The organism is Sphingomonas sp. YR710 (assembly GCF_900101455.1).
Taxonomy (GTDB): domain Bacteria; phylum Pseudomonadota; class Alphaproteobacteria; order Sphingomonadales; family Sphingomonadaceae; genus Rhizorhabdus.
This window is the reverse complement of sequence record NZ_FMZJ01000003.1, coordinates 97,589-115,840: the sequence shown is the minus strand read 5'-3', so window position 1 is coordinate 115,840 and position 18,252 is coordinate 97,589. Positions and strand designations below refer to the sequence as shown.

Sequence of the window (18,252 nt, the reverse complement as noted above, 5' to 3'; positions counted from 1 at the left end):
GTTGCTCGCGGGACACGCGTCAGAACAGTCGCGGCCTTTAAAACGATTGGGCAGAGGATTTGAAAGCATGAACAAACAAGAGCTTATTGGTAATGTCGCCGAGTCTACGGGGCTGACCAAGAATGACGCCAGCAAGGCTGTCGAGGCCGTGTTCGATTCGATCAGCGGTGTGCTCAAGAGCGGCGACGAAGTGCGCCTCGTCGGTTTCGGTACATTTTCGGTCAGCCGCCGCAAGGCATCGACCGGCCGCAACCCGCGCACCGGCGAGCCGATGAGCATCGGGGCATCGAGCCAGCCCAAGTTCAAGCCGGGCAAGGGGCTGAAGGAAGCTGTTAACTGACAGGCGGATTGACGCTCGTCCCGACGACGCCCCCCAAAGGGTATAAGGGGTGGTCGGGACGAGTTCCGAACTTGTGGAGAACCACTTTTTAAGGGTGGACAGCCCGCTTCCACCGCCCTAATCGCGTCGGCGGAACGGAGCTTCTGGCTTTGATCCATACAAAGTGGGCGCGTAGCTCAGTGGTAGAGCACTGTGTTCACACCGCAGGGGTCGCTGGTTCAATCCCAGCCGCGCCCACCATGAACAGCCCGCCGTCCCTGTGGATGGCGGGCTTTTTCTTGTGCGATGAGGGAGGCGATCGGTGATCGAAGGTTCGGCGGCGGTGATATTGTCGATGCTGATGGTCGCCGCGATCGCGTTGGGGTGGGGCGGGACCTGGCTGATCGTGAAGGGCCGCGACCGCAAGCGTGCGGTATTGATGTTGGTGGCGGCGGCGGTGATGCTCGCGAACGTGCTGATCTGGGCGTGGCCGGTGAAGTGAGGGGGCTTGAGGTTTTTGTCATCGATTCCGGCGAAACATAGCCGCGGACTTTACGGCACTCGCTGTCTCTTAAGCCTTCTCCCGCTTGCGGGAGAAGGTGTGGATGGTCTTCTTTCTTCTTCAAACCGGCATTGCGAGGCGAATGCAGCAGGGGCATTTAACCAGCCATTGCTGTCGTTCATGCCTAACGATAGACCAAGAATCCCCACGGGCGATTTGCGTATTTTGATGGAAATTGATGAATGCTCTCGGCCATTTTTCTAATCGCTGCGGCTGCGGCTGCGGCTGACGCGCCAGTTCGATATGAAGATGATCTTCGATGTGCCGCTGCAATGGCAGCAACAATGTCCGATCCAAAAATGATTCCGGGAGTCGATGAAGATACGCTCAAGGGAGCGCAATTTGGATTGCAGTTTTACTTAGGACGCCTCACCGCTCAGGACGAGAACAAAAACTGGTATGCTGCCGTAGCTGACAGAACAAAGACGCTCAATGCTATGGATGCCTTAAGCCTAGTCGTCCCCTGCCTCGGCCGGAAGGCCCAATTATTAATTGGCCCCAGCCAAAGGAAGGGCGGCTAACCGCCGCGGCCATAACACCGCTTCAATCCGATTATCGATCAGAAGAAGCAGAAATAGAAGGAAGAAGACCCTAACCCAACCCTCTCCCGCAAGCGGGAGAAGGTTTATTTGGCGGTGCGCTTACCGGTCCCCGGCGAGCCGCATGTCGAGATAATTGTCCACCGACGTCATCAGTTCGGGCATCTCGTCCGCGAAGAAATGGTTCGCGCCCGGGATCGTATCGTGATGGATCGTGATGTGGCGCTGGGTGCGCAATTTGTCGACGAGCTTCTGGACGGCGCCCGGGGTCACCACTTCGTCGCTGTCGCCCTGGATGATGATGCCAGATGACGGGCAGGGCGCGAGGAAGGTGAAGTCGTACATGTTCGCAGGCGGCGCGATCGAAATGAAGCCCTTGATCTCGGGCCGGCGCATCAGCAGCTGCATGCCGATCCACGCGCCGAAACTGAAGCCGGCGATCCAGGTGGTCTGCGCCTCGGGATGGATCGACTGAACCCAGTCGAGCGCCGATGCAGCATCGGACAGTTCGCCGATGCCGTTGTCGAACACGCCCTGGCTCTTGCCGACGCCGCGGAAGTTGAAGCGCAGGGTTGCGAAGCCACGGCGCACGAAGGTCTGGTACAGCGACTGGACGATGCGGTTGTTCATCGTGCCGCCGCCCTGCGGATGCGGGTGCAGGATCATGGCGACGGGCGCGCGCGGGCGCGGACCCGGATTGAAACGGCCTTCGAGGCGGCCTTCGGGGCCGGGAAAGATAACTTCGGGCATCGACATCCTTCTGAGGAAGCGAATTATGGAAAGGCGCACCGGATGGCGCACCGCTGAACGCCAGCCTATATAAGGATGAAGCGGTTTTTCGCAATCAAATGGAGCATCCTGCCCTGACCGAGCGAACATATCTCGATCATGCCGCAACGACGCCGATGATCGCGGCGGCGCGCGAGGCGATGGTGCGCGCGCTGAGCGACTGGGCGAACCCATCCTCGCCGCATGCCGAGGGCCGTGCCGCGCGTGCTGCACTGGAGGACGCGCGGGGTCGGATCGGCCAGGCTTTGGGCTTTTACGGCGCGATCATCTTCACCAGCGGCGCAAGCGAAGCGATCGCCATGGGACTGGGCCGGGCGAGGGCCGGCGACCGGCTGATCTCGGCCGTCGAGCATGATGCGGTGCGCCGGGCGGCTCCGGATGCGACGATATTGCCGGTTTCAGCCAATGGTCTCGTGGATGTGGCGGCAATTCGCGGCGACCGGCCGCTCGTGGCCGTGCAGTCGGTCAACAATGAGACCGGGGTGATCCAGGATCTGGCCGAGGTGTTGGCGGCGACCCGCGCAGCGGACGGATTGTTGCTCGCCGATTGCGCGCAGTCGGCGGGCAAATTGGCGCTGCCTGAGGCCGACTTCATCAGCGTATCGGCGCACAAATTCGGCGGCCCGCCTGGTATCGGCGCGCTGCTGGTCCGGGATCTCGCGACCCTGGCGCCGAGCGGCGGGCAGGAGCAGGGCTATCGCGGTGGTACCGAAAATGTGCCGGCCGCCATGGCCTTCGCAGCTGCGCTCGACGCCGCCGAGCCGTGGTTGGATCGAGCCGGTGCCATGCGCGGCAGGCTGGACGACATTGTGCGGTCTGCCGGGGGGTACATTGTGGCCGACGCGGTGGACCGGCTACCGACGATCGCGAGCTATCGGATGCCGGGAGTCGCCGCGACCGCGCAGCTGATCCGGTTCGACATGGCTGGCATATCGGTTTCGGCCGGGAGCGCATGCTCCTCGGGAAGTCTCAAGCCAAGTCATGTACTTGCGGCGATGGGCTGGGATGAAATCGCAGCACGCGAGGTGATACGGGTGAGCTTCGGCCCTCAAACAACGGCTGACGATGTCGATCGCTTTGCCGATCTGTGGCGGTTGATCGCCGAGGGGGCGAGGGTTCGCGCGGCATGATTTATCTCGACTATCAGGCGACGACGCCGCTCGCGCCCGAAGCCAAAGCGGCAATGCTGCCGTTTCTCGATGGCGATTATGGCAACCCGCATTCGCCGCACCGTGCCGGGCGACAGGCGGGAGCGGCGGTCGAACTGGCGCGCGAGAGGGTGATGGCGGCGCTTGGCGGCGCGGGCGGGCGGCTGGTCTTTACCTCGGGCGCGACCGAGGCAGCGAACATCGCGATACAGGGCGTGGCGGCAACGGCCGAGCGGCGCACGATCGTGACCATCGCGACCGAACATCCCTGCGTGCGCGATACGGCGCGGGCGATGGCAGCGCGGGGCTTTCGGATACTCGAGCTGCCGGTCGCCTATGATGGGATCGTCGATTTGGAGGCGGCGCGCCGCCTGATTGATGGCGATACCGCTTTGGTGGCGGCGATGCTGGTCAACAATGAGATCGGCGTGATCCAGCCGATTGTCGCGCTCGCGGAGATCGCGCAAGCGGCGGGGGCTCTGTTCTTCTGCGATGCGGTGCAGGGGTTCGGGCGAATACCGGTGCCCGTGATATCCTGCGATTTCATATCAATATCGTCTCATAAGATATTTGGACCAAAGGGAATTGGCGCTCTTTGGTTGCGCGATGGCGTGGTGGTGCCTCCGCTGATATTTGGCGGCGGGCAGGAGGGCGGCCTGCGATCGGGCACGCTGGCGCCGATGCTGTGCGCAGGATTTGGCGTGGCGGCGAAGATCGCGGCGGACCATATGGCCGGCGATGCCGAACGTGTCGAAAGCCTGTGGACGCGGCTTTCGGCGCCGCTGCTTGCCGCAGGGGCGCAGGTCAACGGTAATGTCGATCAGCGCTGGAGAGGAAATCTTAATATACGCCATCAAGCTATTGATTCATCATCATTGATATCCGGGATTCGCGAGGTCGCGTTTTCGGCGGGATCGGCCTGTGCAAGCGGGACCGGGCGGACAAGCCACGTGCTCAGGGCGATTGGCCTGAGCGACGCTGAAGCGCGATCGAGCATAAGGCTGGGCTTCGGACGATATACCACCGACGAGGAGGTGGACCGGTCCGCAGCATTGATCGTTGCCGCCATCGATCGACGGGTTAAGAATGTCGCATGACCAAGGTAACTTTTATCTCCGCCAATGGCGAACACCGCAGCACGGTCGATGCCGCAGCCGGCCAGCGCCTGCTCGAAGTGGCGCAGTCCGACGGCCAGCCGCTGGAAGGGACGTGCGAGGGCCAGATGGCCTGTTCGACCTGCCATGTGATCGTGGCAGCGGAGGATTTTGGCAGGCTGCCCCCGGCCACTGAGATGGAAGAGGATCTGCTCGATCTTGCGAGCCATGTGACCCGCTATTCGCGGTTGGCGTGCCAGATCCATCTCGATGCGGCGCTGGAGAGTCTGACGGTGAAAATGCCCGGCGCAGTGCGGAACATGCAGGGGCGATGAACGTCGCTTCTGAAGCCTTCTCCCGCATGCGGGAGAAGGTTTGGATGAGGGCCTTCTTCGTTCTTCGATCCCGTGGATGTTGCGTTTAAGAAACAGAAAAGAAAGGCAGAAGACCCTCGCCCAACCCTCTCCCGCGGGCGGGAGAGGGCTTCTCGGGGCTCTTGCTTCTCGGCGCTCTTGCATCTCGCCGCGCGCTCCCCCATATGCGCGGCGGGAGTCGGGCGGACGATATTGTCGCCAACCCGGTCAGGTCCGGAAGGAAGCAGCCGCAACGATTTCGTGTCGGGTCGTTCCGGCTCCCACCTCCACCAGCTTTTTTGGCGATTACGAGAACAGCCTTGCATGTTCCTCGGTCTTGCCATGTTTGAGAAGTTCGGCCTGCTCCCGCCATTTGCCGTCTGCGATGGCCCCGGGTTCCGCGCCCAGCCGGCCTTCGAGTGCGGCTTCATCGGCCGGGCTCAGCTCGATGATATCGCCATAGCTATAGACGCCGAGATCGTTGAGGCGCGATTCGCCGCTACGACCGACGCCGTGGATCAGGGCGAGGTCGTCACGCCGGCCGGCCGCCGCCGCGGCGACCGATCCGGCGGTCGCACCTGAGAAAGCCGGCTGATCGCGCTCGAGTTCGGCGATGCGGGCGTTGGCTGCGGTGGTGCGGGCGATATGGCTCTCCCGTTCGCGCTCGAGTTCGATCCGGCGTTCGCGTTCGCCCTCCAATTCTGTCAGCCGCGTGGCATGTGCGGCGCGTTCCTTGTCGGCGGCTATCCGTAAGGCGCGTTCCTGTTCGAAGGCGCGCCGCCATTTGCCGGCGCCGGACCGCATCAGCAAGCCCAGCAACCAGCCGAGAATAAGGACAAGGCCGATGACGGCCCATTGATTGGTGCTGAATTCGGGCATGCGACTGACCTTCCGACGTTTCGGAAGGATAACCGTTTGCCGGCACCGCCGTTCCCTTAGCGGTGGAGCACGTTGTCGCTGATCGAACAGGCCGCAGGACCCAGGATCACGATGAACAGCACGGGCAGGATGAACAGGATTAGCGGCACCGTCATGATCGCGGGCAGGCGGGCGGCCTTCTCTTCGGCCTTCATCATCCGTTCGTGGCGGAATTCGGCGGATAATACGCGCAGAGCCGCAGCCAGCGGCGTGCCATATTTCTCGGTCTGGATCATCGTGGTGACGACGCCGCGGATCGAATCGATATTGGCGCGCTGGGCGAGATTGTCGAACGCCATCCGCCGATCGGTCAGGAAGCCGAGTTCGATCGCGGTCAGCGCGAATTCGTCGCCAAGCTCGGGATAGGCCTTGCCCAGTTCGCGGGCGACCCGGCCGAACGCCATGTCGACGGTCAGGCCGGCCTCGGCACAGATCACCAGCAGATCGAGCGCATCAGGCAGCGCCCTGCGGATTGCGAGCTGGCGCTTGCCGATCAGGTTTTTGACGTAGATGTCGGGCGCCTTGTAGCTGAGCAGCAGGGTACCGGCGACGATCAGATATTTCTTGAGCGCGCCGGCGTCCGGAAACCAGTTGAGCAGATATACGCCGACCGCGACCGTGGTGCCGATCATCACCGGTGCCACGAGCCGGAAGAAGATGACGGTCACCGCCGTATCCTTGGTGCGGATGCCGGCGCGCGACAGGTTGAGCTGCGCCGCCTTCACCTGTGAATCCTGCAGCATCTTCAGCGACTGCAGGAATTTACGCATCCGATCGACCGAGACATTCTTCTTTTCCTGGCGCGGGCGCCTGCGCGTTTTCGAGGCGGCGACACCGGCCTTCAACTGCTCGCGTCGATCATTGAGCGCCTTCACCCGGCGCGCCATTGGGTCCTGGCCCATCTGCTTGACGATCTTGTGCCCGAGCACGAGCATCACGACCGCCGTCGCCAGCGCAAAGCCGATTGAAACGAGCGTCTGAATGAAATGGGTGGTGACCTGATGTTCCATGTCCGGATCCGGCCCTAAATCTCGAAATTGATCATCTGGCGCATGATGAAGGCGCCGATGCCCATCCAGATCATGCCGACGAGGCCGGCGATCATCAGTCGCTGATCCTGGAAGAATCCGGCCATATATTTGGGACTGACGACGCTGATGATGCCGAACACCAGGAACGGCAGCGCGCCGATGATATAGGCCGATGCCTTGGATTCGGACGACATCGCCGAAATCTTGAGTTTCATCTGCATCCGCTTGCGGAGCACTTCGGACAGGTTGGAGAGCGTTTCGGCAAGATTGCCGCCGGTTTCGCGCTGGATCGCCAGGGTGATGACGAAGAACTGAAATTCGGCAGTGCCAAGACGATCTGCGGTTTCCTGCAGTGCTGCTTCGAGGGTGCGGCCGATCTTCATGCGATCGGACACAGCCTGAAATTCCGAACCGACCGGTCCTTCGATCTCGCTCGCGACGGCGCCCATCGTTTCCGATATCGGCAGGCCGGCGCGCAAGCCTCGCACCAGCAATTCGATCGCGTCGGGGAAGCGTACCACGAAATCGGCGAGCCGTCGCTTGACCAGCCAGCCCAGCGCCAGGCGTGGCAGGCCCAGCCCGCAGAATATGCCGAACAGGAGCGCCAAAAGCGCGGGCGCGCCAGCAAGGATGGTCAGCACGAATGCCACGATTCCGGCGGCGCCGGAGGCCAGGAAATATTGCGGGACCGTCCAGTGCTTGCCTGCCGCCTCGACCTGCTTGAGCAGATCCTCGGATTCGGGGATGAGCAGATGGATCAGCTTACGGCGCCTGATCGTGGCGTTCCGGCTGGCCAGAAGCTTGCGCACCTGTTCGTTGACCGCAGGTTCGCCATTGACGTTGTGACGGCCGCGAATGGCGGCGAGGCGCCGGGTCTGTGCCCGTGCCATGCCGGGATTGAGCACCATAAGCCCGAGCAGCACGGCCACCCCGATCAGGGGCAAAGTGAGGATGGCGATCGACATCATGAGAGGGGCGTCGCGATCAATGCGGAGGTGCCGCCGGTCATTTGCGTGCGATTTTGGACTTGGACTTGAAGACGGTCAGAAGTTCGTCGAGCAGGGATGCCTTATGGCTGCCTTCAGATGCGGGATCGTCCGCCACGAGCTGGAGCAGTTTTCGCGAAATCTGGGCGAGGGTTTGGCCGATTTTGGCGGTTTTCGCGGCTTCGGCGATCGACTTGCCGAGCTTGGCGGCGTTGACGACCTGTTTCAGGTCGTAAGGCAGGACGAAATCGATCGGCCGTTCGATTGATGATTCGAAATCCTTGCGACCGATTTCGGTCAGGCTCGGATGGATGCGGTTCGCGACGATCAGGATGCCAGCCTGCGGCGCATTGTTGCGCAGCCATGCAAGGATGCGGATCGTATCGCGGGTCGCTGCCAGAGTGAGATCTACGACGAGCACGATCGACTGCACATCGTGGAAGAGGTGCGGATGCTGGACCATCATGTGGCGCGGCACATCGACGACGGTGCATTCGAACGCCGACTTCATTTCTTCCTGAAGCTGGAAATAGGCTGCGCCGTCGGTCAGGATCGGCGCGTTGATCGGCGCCTCGGCCGAGAGCACCGATAATTTATCGTTGGCCCTCACCAGCGCGCGTTCGAGGAACAGCCCGTCGATCCGAGAAGGATTGTCGATTGCGTCGGTGAGGCCGCGCCCGGGTTCCAGATCCAGCGCCAATGCGCCGGTGCCGAAATGCACATCCAGATCGAGCAATGCGGTGCGGTGTCCGCCATTTTCGCCCATCAACCACGCCAGCGACGCGGCGATCGACGACGCGCCGATGCCGCCGCGAACCCCGATCACCGCGGTCATCAGGTGGATATGGTCATCGGCCGGATCGATCGGGCGCGCGCCCATAAGCATCATCTGCGCCTGCGCCAGCGAATCGCGGACCTGATCGGCGGTAAAAGGCTTCAGCAGATAGTCCTGAATACCGCTGTTCAGCAGTTCGCGGTACAATCGCACATCGTTCACCGTCCCCGCGGCGATCACGACTGTGCCCGGCTCGCATACTTCGGCCAATGCGCTGACGTCGTTCAGCGGATCGGCAGTGTCGGCCAGATCGACGAACAATATGGTGGGGCTCGCCGATACCGAAAGCGCCTGGATCGCGCCGCGCAAACCGCCGCGATTGACCGATTCCGGCGGCCATCCGAGTTCGAACACCAACGGCTTGAGCAATTCCGCGCTGACATCGTCACAGACATAAGCGGCGAAGGGATGGCGGGTGGATGTGCGCGAATTGAAGGGGGCGTTCATGGTTGGCCGCCTTTTACCGATTCAACCTTGAGGCCGCCCTTTGCCGTCGGCATGGCTTCACGCCAGCTTCGGATCGCCTTGGTCGCGGTTTCCGCATCGCCGCCTTGTGCGGCCACGCCGCGGACCAGATCCTGTGGATCGGCGACCATTGCCGCCATCGTCGAATTGATCGCGCAGCCATAATTGGACATGGCCGATGACGTGAAATTGGGTTGCGAGGGTTGGCTCCAATCGGGGCAGCCGGCAACGCTGGCGGTTGAACGGCTGACGATGATGCGCAGGTTGCCGGCGGCGACATCGCCTTGGGTGATCGGCGCGCCGGGGGTCACGAACAGGCCATAGCGCCCCACTAGAGCCGCGATGCTGCTGGTATCGGTAGCGTCGCCCGCAGCCCTGCCGTCGATACTTACACGATCACCATAGCCCAGGTTGATGGCGGCGAACCATTGCAGGATGCGATCGCGATCGGCGATACCGAGCGCGCCGGCGGGCACGTCGAGCACATAATCGTCGCGCTGGACGATCGGCTGGTGGACCGATGAGACGCCGCGATTGTACCGATCCGCCATGGCTGGCGCCCAGGGCAGTACAAGGGCCATTGTCAGGATCAGCAAGTGGCGGCGTTGCGGCATGATCTGTTCCATTGGAGCGCTCAATTCACCGAGAAGCCGGCATCGGGGACGGACGATGGACCTTGATCCCGCACAGATTGCTTGCCGGCAGGGGGCGCTATCGTGCGGGGACTGGCGGTGTGCGGCACCGCGCGTTGCTCGCCGCTTTTGCCATCGAATGACTGACCGGCAATCACCCTCTGCCCGTCTGTTGGCGCGCGATAGCCGTCGGTCGGCAGCGCAATCTGATTAGGAGACACCGGTCGCACCAGATAGGGCGTGACGACGATCATCAGTTCGGTTTCGTTGCGCTTGAAACCGTTTGATCGGAACAACGCGCCAAGCACAGGCAGATCGCCGAGGAACGGCGCCTTGTCGACCGTGTTGTTCTGGCCGTTGCTCATCAACCCGCCGATCATGAACGCTTGGCCTGAGCCAAGTTCGACCGTGGTTTCCGCGCGGCGCGTGCTGATGCCGGGGATTGTGAAGCCGTTGAGTTTGACGGCGCCGGCCGACGACAATTGTGACACCTCGGGGCGTACGCGCAACGAAATCCGGCCGCCTGCGAGCACCGTCGGCGTGAAGGACAGGCTGACGCCATATTGCTTGAATTCGACTGAGACCGAACCAAGCCCGCCCGAAATCGGGATGGGGATTTCACCACCGGCGAGGAAACTGGCGGTTTCGCCGGACAGGGCGGTAAGATTGGGTTCGGCCAGGGTCGTCACCAGCCCGTCATTCTCGGCGAGGTCGATCGCCGCCGCCAGATCCATACCCAGGAACTTGCCAGCGAATCCAAGGCTGGTACCCGCCGACAGAAGGCCGCTCAGCGAATAGGCCGTTCCCGGCCCGGTGACGAACTGGCCGGTCGCCGGATCGAACGGCAGTGACAGCGAGCCGGCGGGGAATCCATAATTGGCCGAAGCGTCCACCTTTGGCAGCGCGCTGATGTCGCGATTGCCGATCGTGCCGAAGCTGCGACCCTGCGCGATACCGAACAGGAATCCGCCGGTCGTGTCGCGGTTGAGCAGGTTGACGCCGATCTGCTTGGCGAATTCGCGGCTGACCTCGGCGATCTTGACGTGCAGGCTGACCTGCAGCGGCGTCGCCGACTTGAGCCGGTTGACGACCTGGGTCTGCTCACCGACGAATTTTTCGACGAGCTTCTGGGCTTCCTCGATATCGGTCGGTGCGGCGACCGTTCCGGTCAGCAGGACGATCCCGTTCATCGTGGTGGCGGTGATCGCGGCCTCGGGCATGGCGAGCTTCAGCATAGCATCGACGCTGGAGATATTGGCGCCGACCCTTACGGTGGACGACCACAGGACCTTGCCCGATTTGTCCGTGGCATAGACCGCGGTTTCGCCCGCACCCTTGCCGAATATATAAAGCATCTGGGAGGATCTGACCTGCACATCGGCGATCTTGTCGTCTGCGACGAACAGGTCTGTCATCGGCTCGGGAAGACGCACCATCTGGCCCGAGCCAATCGACAATGTCGTAGTTTCCTCGGGCTTGCCGATCGATGCATGACGGGTGAATGCGGGGAGGGGCGTGGCCGCCATCCCGGGGCCGGCGACCGCTAGTGCGGCGAATATAGCGGCCGCTGAATGGCGCAATGCCAGGGTGCGCATCAGCGGCCTCCGATCGGCTGTGTGGACACGACGTTGCCGCGCGCGATGCGCACAGCGGGGCCCGCCGGTGCCGGGGTTCCGCCCGATCCGGGTGACGGCATGGGCGCGGCGCCGCCCACCCGGGGTGGGATCGAGCTGCGCTGGAAACGCGATACATCGGCGCCCACGGTATAAGTGGTATCGGTGTCGATCGGCCGGGCTGCGACTTGAAGCAACATCTGCCGCTCGGCGCGGGGATCGGCGGCGGCGGGTAGCTTGACCGCGCCGGATGCCACGGCATCTTCGAGTTCGGCCTGATTGTCTGCGATCGATCGCAGCGAGAGCGACAATTGGCCGATCGCCTGCGCGACCGCGATCTTTTCGGCGATGCGCGGCGTGGCTTCCATCGTGACATTGGAAAATTGCGCGACGACGGTCTTGCCGTCATCGTCGACGTGCTTGTCGGTGCGCTGATCGGTGGCGAGAACGCGGACGTTGCGGATGATCGTCTCGGCGGCTTTCAGCGGCGGACCGTCGCCACCACCCGCTACCTCTTGCGTTAACACCAGATCGACACGGTCGCCGGGAAAAACGAAACCCGCCACACCGGATTGCGCCGATACCGCCACCGTCACCGCGCGCATGCCGGGGCCGAGCGCGGCCGCCAGGAAGCCGCGGTCACCGGGCTTGACGAGCGATCCCTGCGTCAGCGGCGCACCGGCGGTCAGCGCAGAGCGGACGACCGTGCCGTTGAGCGCGGCAAGGTCGCTCTCGCCCTTGAGGAAATAGTTCTTGCCGACGAGTTCGCTCGGCCAGCGCTGGAAGCGAAAGCTTTCGGGGCCGACGATCGTTCCGACTGGCATCGGCCGAATGGCGACCAGCACTTCCGGACCCGACGGAATGGCCGCGGCAGGCGCCGGCGCGGCTTCGGCACGCGCCTGGCTTTCGCCGCCAAACAGGCCGCGTGCCATGAACGCCGAAATTCCGGCCATTACCAGCGCCAGGATCAGCAGCAACAGTTTCTTCGCGTCCATCGGTCCGGGTGCCTCGTCTCGGGGCTTATCGCCTGTGCAACGGCTATGAGCCTGGCATGGTTAACAAGCCGTTCCCGCTCACCCAAAGCCCGCCGATCGCGATCGCGATGCCATAGGGAACCTGCGGCTTGTTCTCATTTGGGCGCCAGCGGTGACGGACGAGCAGGAACAATGTGATGACGCCGCCGGCCAACGCCATCACGGTCAGCATGGTCATGAGCGAGGCGAACGGGAGCCACAAAGCGAGTGCGGCGATCATTTTCACGTCGCCGCCGCCCATCATTCGGAAGGCGAACAATAGCGCGAAGATCGCGAACACCACGAGTGCGACGGCGATGCGGACGCCGATCGCCGGCCATAAGGGAAGGCCGCACACGAACCACCACCCGACCGCGAGGAGAGCGATCGCCGCGTTGACTTCATTGGGAATCGTGCGGCTGCGGATATCCGTCCACCCTGCGATCAGCATCAGGACGATCAGCAGGATCGTAAAAATCTGGGGCAGAATGTTCGACATGGCAAAGCAAAGCTAGACGGACACGCTTACCAAAACGTAACTGACGCGGATGTTGCCGCCGTTAATCCAGCCCGTCGCCCGTTGTGACATCGCCATCATCGGTGCCGGTATGGCGGGCGCGAGCCTGGCGGCCGAGATCGGCGGCGATGCCAATGTGCTGCTGATCGAAGCAGAGGCGCAGCCGGGCTATCACAGCACAGGCCGATCGGCCGCGTTCTGGTCAGAAACCTATGGGGGCCCGGCCGTGCAACCTTTGACGAGCGCGTCGGGCGATTGGCTTCGGCGGAGTGGCTTCCTTGGCCCGCGCGGCGCGCTTCATCTCGCTGCGCCGGGAGGAGGCGCGGCGTTAGATCGTCTGGCGGCGGAATTCGCGGGGCGCGGGATCCGGCTGGAGCGGATGGGGCGGGCATCGATCGCATCGATTTTGCCCGGGATTCGGAGAGGATTCGATGATGCACTCGCCGAACCAAGCTGTTCCGATATCGATGTGGCCGCACTCCATGCCCATTATCTAGGGGCCGCTAGGCGTGCCGGCGGGCGGTTGATCTGCGACGCGCGGGTTATCGGGATCGAGCGCGCAGGTCCCGGTTGGCGGCTCAGCACAACCGCAGGGCAGGTCGAGGCTTCGGTGATCGTCAATTCCGCAGGAGCCTGGGCAACCGAGATCGCGGCTTTGGCAGGCGCGATGCCGATCGCGATCACGCCCTATCGGCGAACCGTCGTTCAACTGCTGGTGGAGCCTGCGGCACCGGCGGAGCTGCCGTTGGTAATCGATGCCGCCGGTCGATATTATTTCAAGCCGGAGGCGGGCGGCCGGATCTGGCTATCACCGCATGACGAGACGCCGGCCATTGCATCGGATATCGCGCCTGATGATTATGATGTTGCTCTTGCGATCGACCGGTTGGAACAGGTCGTCGACTGGAAGATCGTGAAGCGGGAGAAAGCCTGGGCGGGGCTGCGCAGCTTCTCACCGGATCGGGCGCCGGTTTATGGGCCAGACTGTCAGGCTCCGGGATTCTTCTGGTTCGCCGGGCAGGGTGGTTTCGGGATCCAGACGGCGCCTGCGGCGGCAATGATCGGCGCCGCAATTCTGTTGGCGCGCGAATTGCCATCAGCTGTATCAAGCATTGATATCGATCGATATGGGCCGTCCCGCTTCCAAACAAAATATTCCGGTTGCTTCCCGAATCGACGAATCACTTAGGCTGATTCGCCGGTTTTGCGGCATGCTGAGATGGTTTTATCGGCAGTCGACAGCGCCTCCGGCCTAATTCGAATCGACGAATTCTGCGGTATTTCGTCTTTGCATCATGTCGTTCGTCCAGTTTCGGTGGACCACCACAGCCACTCGTCATATGTATGCGAAGGTTCGTGAAGCGGCGTCGATAGGGTCAGAGCACCATGGAAACAGAGTCTGTTGCCAAATTGTCGGAGGGACAGCGCGCCTGCCTCCGGATGGTGCTGATGCACATGTCTTCCAAGGATATCGCCCGCGCACTTGATATTTCGCCGCACACTGTCGACCAACGGCTGCGCGTTGCAATCCAGACACTGGGTGCTGCCAATCGCTTCGAGGCCGCCCGTATGCTCGCTCAGCATGAGCGTCCAGAGCTATATCAATCGCCCCTATATCAAGCACCGCACGTTGCGCAGCCCCCGATAATGGCCAGAGATATGCCTATTGCTCAGCAGGAGCAGCGGCATTTCGAACAGGGTTTCGGTGACGCGGTCAGAGAAGAGCAGGTCGCTTTTCGGGCGAATGCCTGGCCGGTCCAACAATCCTTCCGACTGCCGCTCCCGACAGCCGGAGGAGCGCGGAATGACCTAGGATATGTTTCCCGACTAGGCTGGATCGCCGCTATAGCGGTTGGCACGGCCCTCTCGTTCGGCATGCTGTTGGCCGGACTTGATGCGCTATCGCGGCTGCTTTAGCCCAAGCGCAAATTCTACAAAAATTTATCAGATTCAACGTGCCGTTTGTGAAGCGGCGCGCAGGGAGATTCACATGCTCATCAAACGCCGCGAAGTCGCTCAGGAACTTGCGAACCGTCTGATCGCAGCCGAGCACGCCATTGACGCTGCCCTCACCGCCATCGCCGATCTCTCTGGCTACATGCCCGTCGCTCGTTGCGAAGCGAATATTTCCGCCGTGATCGGGAATGGCGCTTTAGAGTCGGCCGCTGAGACATTTTCGTCGCTGGTGCGCGCGCGCCGCGGCATCATCGACACGCATCACCACCTGGCTGAAGCCCGCGACCAGATCGGTCTGCGCAACGTTGCCCTTGGTGGCCTTGAGCTCAAGTCCGAGCACAACAATGGGGGCCTTTCGATCGTCAAGCGCAACGCAGCCTGACGTTCGCGATGAGGAAGGCTAGGGGAGCTTGACCGGATCATAGCCTTATGGTCCGGTCCGGAAATGATTTTCTACATTCTCCTGGCGACCTACCTCGTCACCCTGCTTTCTTCCTGCGCCTATGCCATCCGCTTTGGCGGACAATCAGAGCTGATCGGTGCCGGCATCATGATCGCTGGATCCTTTTTGACACCGGTGGTGGGATTCGCGTTTTCGAAGCTCCACGCCCATCTGGTGGGCGCGATGCTGATAGATCTCGCTGTTCTCGCGGCCTTTCTGACCTTGGCATTACGCAGTGACAAATTCTGGCCACTATGGACAACTGCATTTCAAATCATCGGGGTCGCGACACATCTCGCAAAGTTCGTCGATCCGGCGATCGTCCCGCGCGCATATTCGATAGCGCAAGGGTTCTGGGCTTATCCGATGCTGGCGGCCTTGGTGATTGGGGCGAGGGCGGACCATATCGCAGCGAAGAGCAATGCAAAACGCTCCTAGAATCGCTGCTGCAGCCGCTTGGCTGGTCGCGCGCCGATACGCTGGCATCTCGCCTGATCAATGAATTCGGATCGCTGCCGGCGATCCTGGCGGCGGGGCCGGACGCGCTGAAAGCGTGTATCCCGGACGATCATAATGCCGTCGACTTCCTGATGGTCGTTCGGGCGACCATGCTGCACTCGCTGCGGATCGAGGCGCGGCGCGGCCCGGTCTTTTCGACATCGGAAGCGCTGATCAATTATCTGCTCGCCAGCATGGCGTATGCTTCGTCCGAACATCTGCGGGTATTGTTCCTCAATGCCAGCAACAGCCTGTTGCGCGATGAGGTGATGGGCAAGGGATCGGTAACCCAGGCGCCGATCTATCCGCGCGAAATCATGAAGCGCGCGCTGGAGCTCGGTGCGACAGCGTTGATCCTCGTCCACAACCATCCCTCGGGCGATCCCTATCCTAGCCGGGGCGATATCGAGGCAACCGAACGGATCGTGGCGGCGGCTTCGGCGCTGGAGATCGCGATCCATGACCATCTGGTGATAGCCAAGTCGGGCTGGACAAGCTTTCGCGAGCGCGGGCTGCTCTGACCCTCAGCGGGGAGCCGCGGCCCGACGAAGCCGATCGTTGATAGCGGCGCCAAGCCCGATCGTTGGTATCGGTGCGACCGCGATACGCCGCTCTGCCTGTTCGTCGGCGCTGTGCAACAGGGCGAACAGGCGAGCGGCGGCTTCGATGAGATCCCCCGTCGCCGACAAGCTGATATTGCCGGCAACCGGGCCGAAGCCGATCAGATATTCGTCGGGCTGAGCTGTCAGGGCGTTTAGTCGCAGCGGCTTGGCCGGAGCATAGTGGCTGCTCAACTGGCCGGGTGCGTCGATCCGGCCGGGGATGGCGGCCTGTATCTCCAGCCCCGTTGCGGCGGTGAGATCGCTCGCCGTAATCGGCCCCTCGCGCAGCAACCGGATTTCATTTTCGTCGACACCGATGATCGTGGATTCGATTCCCACCGCGGTTGGACCGCCATCGAGGATCATGGGAATGCGGCCGGCAAGCGAGCGTGCGACATGGCTTGCGCAGGTCGGGCTGATCGTTCCGCTCGCATTGGCCGAAGGGGCGGCCAGCGGCCGGCCGGCGGCGGCGATCAGCGCGCGCATGATCGGGTGGGCAGGCATCCGAACGGCGACCGTGGGCAGGCCGGCAGTGACGAGCCCGGCAATCGGGGAATTAGGCGCGATCGGCAGCACCATCGTCAACGGCCCTGGCCAGAACGCGTGGGCAAGGCGCTGGGCGAGCGGAGACATTATGGCAATCGCCTGGGCGGCGGAGAGGTCGGTAACATGGACGATCAGCGGATTGAAACCAGGGCGCCCCTTGGCGGCGTAGATGGTGGCGACAGCCTCCCCCGAGGTTGCGTCGGCGGCCAGCCCATACACAGTCTCACTTGGGACGGCGACCGGTTTGCCCTCGATGATCAGGCCTGCCGCACGGGCGATGCCCGCGGAATCGGCCGGCAGGATCACGGGGAAGCTAGGGTCGGACATCATAACAGCTGAAATCCATACCAAAGAGCATCATGTTCGACCGCCGGGCCGTCCTCAGCTCCCAGCCCGCTCCAGCAGGTCGGCCGGATCGATCCGAAGGCGCTGCATCGTGCGCACGACGCGGGGCCATTCTTCGTTCAGGAAGCGCGCGCGCGCCTCGCTGCGCAGCCGATCGGCGGCGCCTTCGGCCACGAACATGCCAACGCCGCGTTTGACCACAACCAGCCCGTCATCCTGAAAGCCCTGATAGGCCTTGGCGGCCGTCAGCGGATTGGCGCCATGCTGGGCGGCAAAGACGCGGACGGAGGGTAGCGCCTCGCCATCGCCATACGTGCCGTCCAATATGGAATCGGCGATGATGTCGCGAAGGCGAAGATAGACGGGACGGTCCTGGCTGCTCATTGCGTGACACTGTGGTAACACAGCATGGCGCGTCAATCCCAATCATCCTTTCCACGTCGAAACGATAGCTTCGCGCGTCGGCCGGGGGCGCTCCTTGAGCGGGCGCGACGGCGATCCCATGAAGAGGAAGCCGGCGATACGATCGTTCGCCCCGCCGCCCAGCGCATCGCGGACATCATCGCTATAGGCGGGCCATCCGGTGAGCCAGCATCCGACATAGCCCAGCGCATGGGCGGCGATCAGCATCGTCATGCAGGCCGCGCCCGCCGACAATTGCTGTTCCCACAACGGAATGTCGCGGCCCTGCGCCGGCGTCGAAAGCACCGCGACCATCGTCGGGGCCTGCCCGGCAAATTGCGCTATCGCCTCGAGCTCGAGGCGTCCGGCGTCGGGCTTTTCGGCGCGATAGGCCTGCTGGAGCCGATCGGCAAAGGCCGGGCGGCGATCGGCGGGGATGATGACGAACCGCCAGGGCGATAGCTTGCCATGATCGGGCACACGCATGGCCGCATCGAGAATCCGGCACAAATCCACCTCGTCTGGGCCCGGCGCTATCATGTCGCGCGGCTTGCCGGATCGGCGGGTGGCGAGAAGCGCGGCGGTGGAGGACAGGTCGTTGAACATTGCGTTTCGTACCAGCGGCATGGGCCGGCAACAATCGGCTT

Annotated in this window: 23 protein-coding genes, 1 tRNA gene and 1 other RNA gene; 13 read left to right on the top strand and 12 right to left on the bottom strand. The window is 62.7% G+C overall.

What is annotated here, in order from left to right; all coding sequences use genetic code 11:
- The first annotated feature begins 67 nt into the window (after nt 1-67).
- The 4 genes from BLS13_RS05185 to BLS13_RS05170 all read left to right on the top strand — a co-directional run bounded on the left by BLS13_RS05185 (nt 68) and on the right by BLS13_RS05170 (nt 1,402).
- Entirely contained in the window at nt 68-340 is a 273-nt protein-coding gene (locus BLS13_RS05185) for an HU family DNA-binding protein (protein ID WP_093450358.1), read from the top strand.
- 165 nt (nt 341-505) lie between these two features.
- Nucleotides 506-580: transfer RNA gene (locus BLS13_RS05180), tRNA-Val, on the top strand.
- A 61-nt stretch (nt 581-641) separates the two neighbouring features.
- On the top strand, nt 642-821 hold the full coding sequence (locus BLS13_RS05175; RefSeq protein ID WP_093450357.1) for a hypothetical protein: 180 nt from the start codon (nt 642-644) through the stop codon (nt 819-821).
- 242 nt (nt 822-1,063) lie between these two features.
- Nucleotides 1,064-1,402, top strand: coding sequence for a hypothetical protein (locus BLS13_RS05170; RefSeq protein WP_143011873.1), 339 nt, complete (start codon nt 1,064-1,066; stop codon nt 1,400-1,402).
- A gap of 120 nt (nt 1,403-1,522) precedes the next feature.
- On the opposite strand, the gene BLS13_RS05165 is transcribed toward BLS13_RS05170, so the two are convergent.
- A complete protein-coding gene (locus BLS13_RS05165; protein ID WP_037527103.1) occupies nt 1,523-2,170 on the bottom strand; it encodes an alpha/beta hydrolase in 648 nt (215 codons plus the stop codon).
- Between the two features lie 98 nt (nt 2,171-2,268).
- Between BLS13_RS05165 and BLS13_RS05160 the strand changes: the two genes are divergently transcribed.
- The 4 genes from BLS13_RS05160 to ffs all read left to right on the top strand — a co-directional run bounded on the left by BLS13_RS05160 (nt 2,269) and on the right by ffs (nt 5,093).
- Nucleotides 2,269-3,339, top strand: a complete 1,071-nt coding sequence (locus tag BLS13_RS05160; RefSeq protein WP_093450353.1) for a cysteine desulfurase family protein — start codon at nt 2,269-2,271, stop codon at nt 3,337-3,339.
- Nucleotides 3,336-4,454, top strand: a complete 1,119-nt coding sequence (locus BLS13_RS05155) for a cysteine desulfurase family protein (protein WP_093450639.1) — start codon at nt 3,336-3,338, stop codon at nt 4,452-4,454. Before BLS13_RS05160 ends, BLS13_RS05155 begins: the two co-directional genes overlap by 4 nt.
- Nucleotides 4,451-4,786: a 2Fe-2S iron-sulfur cluster-binding protein gene (locus BLS13_RS05150; RefSeq protein WP_093450352.1), complete on the top strand. Its 336-nt coding sequence runs from the start codon at nt 4,451-4,453 to the stop codon at nt 4,784-4,786. Before BLS13_RS05155 ends, BLS13_RS05150 begins: the two co-directional genes overlap by 4 nt.
- 209 nt (nt 4,787-4,995) lie before the next feature.
- An RNA gene (gene ffs / locus BLS13_RS05145) (signal recognition particle sRNA small type) lies at nt 4,996-5,093 on the top strand.
- Between the two features lie 17 nt (nt 5,094-5,110).
- Here the strand turns inward: ffs and BLS13_RS05140 are convergent.
- From BLS13_RS05140 to BLS13_RS05105, 8 genes are read right to left on the bottom strand one after another with little or no spacing between them, the layout of a single operon-like run.
- A complete protein-coding gene (locus tag BLS13_RS05140) occupies nt 5,111-5,683 on the bottom strand; it encodes a hypothetical protein (RefSeq protein ID WP_093450350.1) in 573 nt (190 codons plus the stop codon).
- Between the two features lie 56 nt (nt 5,684-5,739).
- The gene (locus BLS13_RS05135) at nt 5,740-6,732 is read right to left on the bottom strand and encodes a type II secretion system F family protein (protein WP_093450349.1); all 993 of its coding nucleotides are present in this window, start codon (nt 6,730-6,732) and stop codon (nt 5,740-5,742) included.
- A 14-nt stretch (nt 6,733-6,746) separates the two neighbouring features.
- The gene (locus BLS13_RS05130) at nt 6,747-7,718 is read right to left on the bottom strand and encodes a type II secretion system F family protein (RefSeq protein ID WP_371128184.1); all 972 of its coding nucleotides are present in this window, start codon (nt 7,716-7,718) and stop codon (nt 6,747-6,749) included.
- 40 nt (nt 7,719-7,758) lie between these two features.
- Complete coding sequence (locus tag BLS13_RS05125; protein ID WP_093450346.1) at nt 7,759-9,021, bottom strand: pilus assembly protein CpaE; 1,263 nt, start codon at nt 9,019-9,021, stop codon at nt 7,759-7,761.
- Entirely contained in the window at nt 9,018-9,665 is a 648-nt protein-coding gene (locus tag BLS13_RS05120; protein WP_256325714.1) for a CpaD family pilus assembly protein, read from the bottom strand. The genes BLS13_RS05125 and BLS13_RS05120 overlap by 4 nt, the downstream gene beginning before the upstream one ends.
- A gap of 8 nt (nt 9,666-9,673) precedes the next feature.
- Nucleotides 9,674-11,266 (bottom strand): type II and III secretion system protein family protein, encoded by a 1,593-nt coding sequence (locus BLS13_RS05115; protein WP_093450344.1) that lies wholly within the window; start codon nt 11,264-11,266, stop codon nt 9,674-9,676.
- Complete coding sequence (gene cpaB, locus BLS13_RS05110) at nt 11,266-12,279, bottom strand: Flp pilus assembly protein CpaB (protein WP_093450343.1); 1,014 nt, start codon at nt 12,277-12,279, stop codon at nt 11,266-11,268. Before cpaB ends, BLS13_RS05115 begins: the two co-directional genes overlap by 1 nt.
- A gap of 43 nt (nt 12,280-12,322) precedes the next feature.
- Nucleotides 12,323-12,796 (bottom strand): A24 family peptidase, encoded by a 474-nt coding sequence (locus BLS13_RS05105; protein ID WP_093450341.1) that lies wholly within the window; start codon nt 12,794-12,796, stop codon nt 12,323-12,325.
- A 49-nt stretch (nt 12,797-12,845) separates the two neighbouring features.
- On the opposite strand from BLS13_RS05105, the gene BLS13_RS05100 reads away from it, so the two are divergent.
- The 5 genes from BLS13_RS05100 to BLS13_RS05085 all read left to right on the top strand — a co-directional run bounded on the left by BLS13_RS05100 (nt 12,846) and on the right by BLS13_RS05085 (nt 16,231).
- On the top strand, nt 12,846-14,003 hold the full coding sequence (locus tag BLS13_RS05100; protein ID WP_093450340.1) for an NAD(P)/FAD-dependent oxidoreductase: 1,158 nt from the start codon (nt 12,846-12,848) through the stop codon (nt 14,001-14,003).
- Between the two features lie 197 nt (nt 14,004-14,200).
- On the top strand, nt 14,201-14,731 hold the full coding sequence (locus BLS13_RS05095) for a helix-turn-helix domain-containing protein (protein ID WP_093450338.1): 531 nt from the start codon (nt 14,201-14,203) through the stop codon (nt 14,729-14,731).
- A 73-nt stretch (nt 14,732-14,804) separates the two neighbouring features.
- Nucleotides 14,805-15,152 (top strand): hypothetical protein, encoded by a 348-nt coding sequence (locus BLS13_RS05090; RefSeq protein ID WP_093450337.1) that lies wholly within the window; start codon nt 14,805-14,807, stop codon nt 15,150-15,152.
- Nucleotides 15,153-15,215: 63 nt separating this feature from the next.
- The gene (locus tag BLS13_RS20960; RefSeq protein WP_256325730.1) at nt 15,216-15,650 is read left to right on the top strand and encodes a hypothetical protein; all 435 of its coding nucleotides are present in this window, start codon (nt 15,216-15,218) and stop codon (nt 15,648-15,650) included.
- The gene (locus BLS13_RS05085; RefSeq protein ID WP_256325727.1) at nt 15,545-16,231 is read left to right on the top strand and encodes a JAB domain-containing protein; all 687 of its coding nucleotides are present in this window, start codon (nt 15,545-15,547) and stop codon (nt 16,229-16,231) included. The genes BLS13_RS20960 and BLS13_RS05085 overlap by 106 nt, the downstream gene beginning before the upstream one ends.
- 3 nt (nt 16,232-16,234) lie before the next feature.
- On the opposite strand, the gene BLS13_RS05080 is transcribed toward BLS13_RS05085, so the two are convergent.
- Genes BLS13_RS05080 through BLS13_RS05070 form a run of 3 tightly spaced genes read right to left on the bottom strand, consistent with a single transcriptional unit; the run spans nt 16,235 to nt 18,211 of the window.
- A complete protein-coding gene (locus BLS13_RS05080; RefSeq protein WP_093450636.1) occupies nt 16,235-17,185 on the bottom strand; it encodes an L-threonylcarbamoyladenylate synthase in 951 nt (316 codons plus the stop codon).
- Nucleotides 17,186-17,239: 54 nt separating this feature from the next.
- Nucleotides 17,240-17,587: a GntR family transcriptional regulator gene (locus BLS13_RS05075; protein WP_093450334.1), complete on the bottom strand. Its 348-nt coding sequence runs from the start codon at nt 17,585-17,587 to the stop codon at nt 17,240-17,242.
- A gap of 42 nt (nt 17,588-17,629) precedes the next feature.
- Nucleotides 17,630-18,211 (bottom strand): nitroreductase family protein, encoded by a 582-nt coding sequence (locus BLS13_RS05070; protein ID WP_093450332.1) that lies wholly within the window; start codon nt 18,209-18,211, stop codon nt 17,630-17,632.
- Nucleotides 18,212-18,252 lie beyond the last annotated feature (41 nt).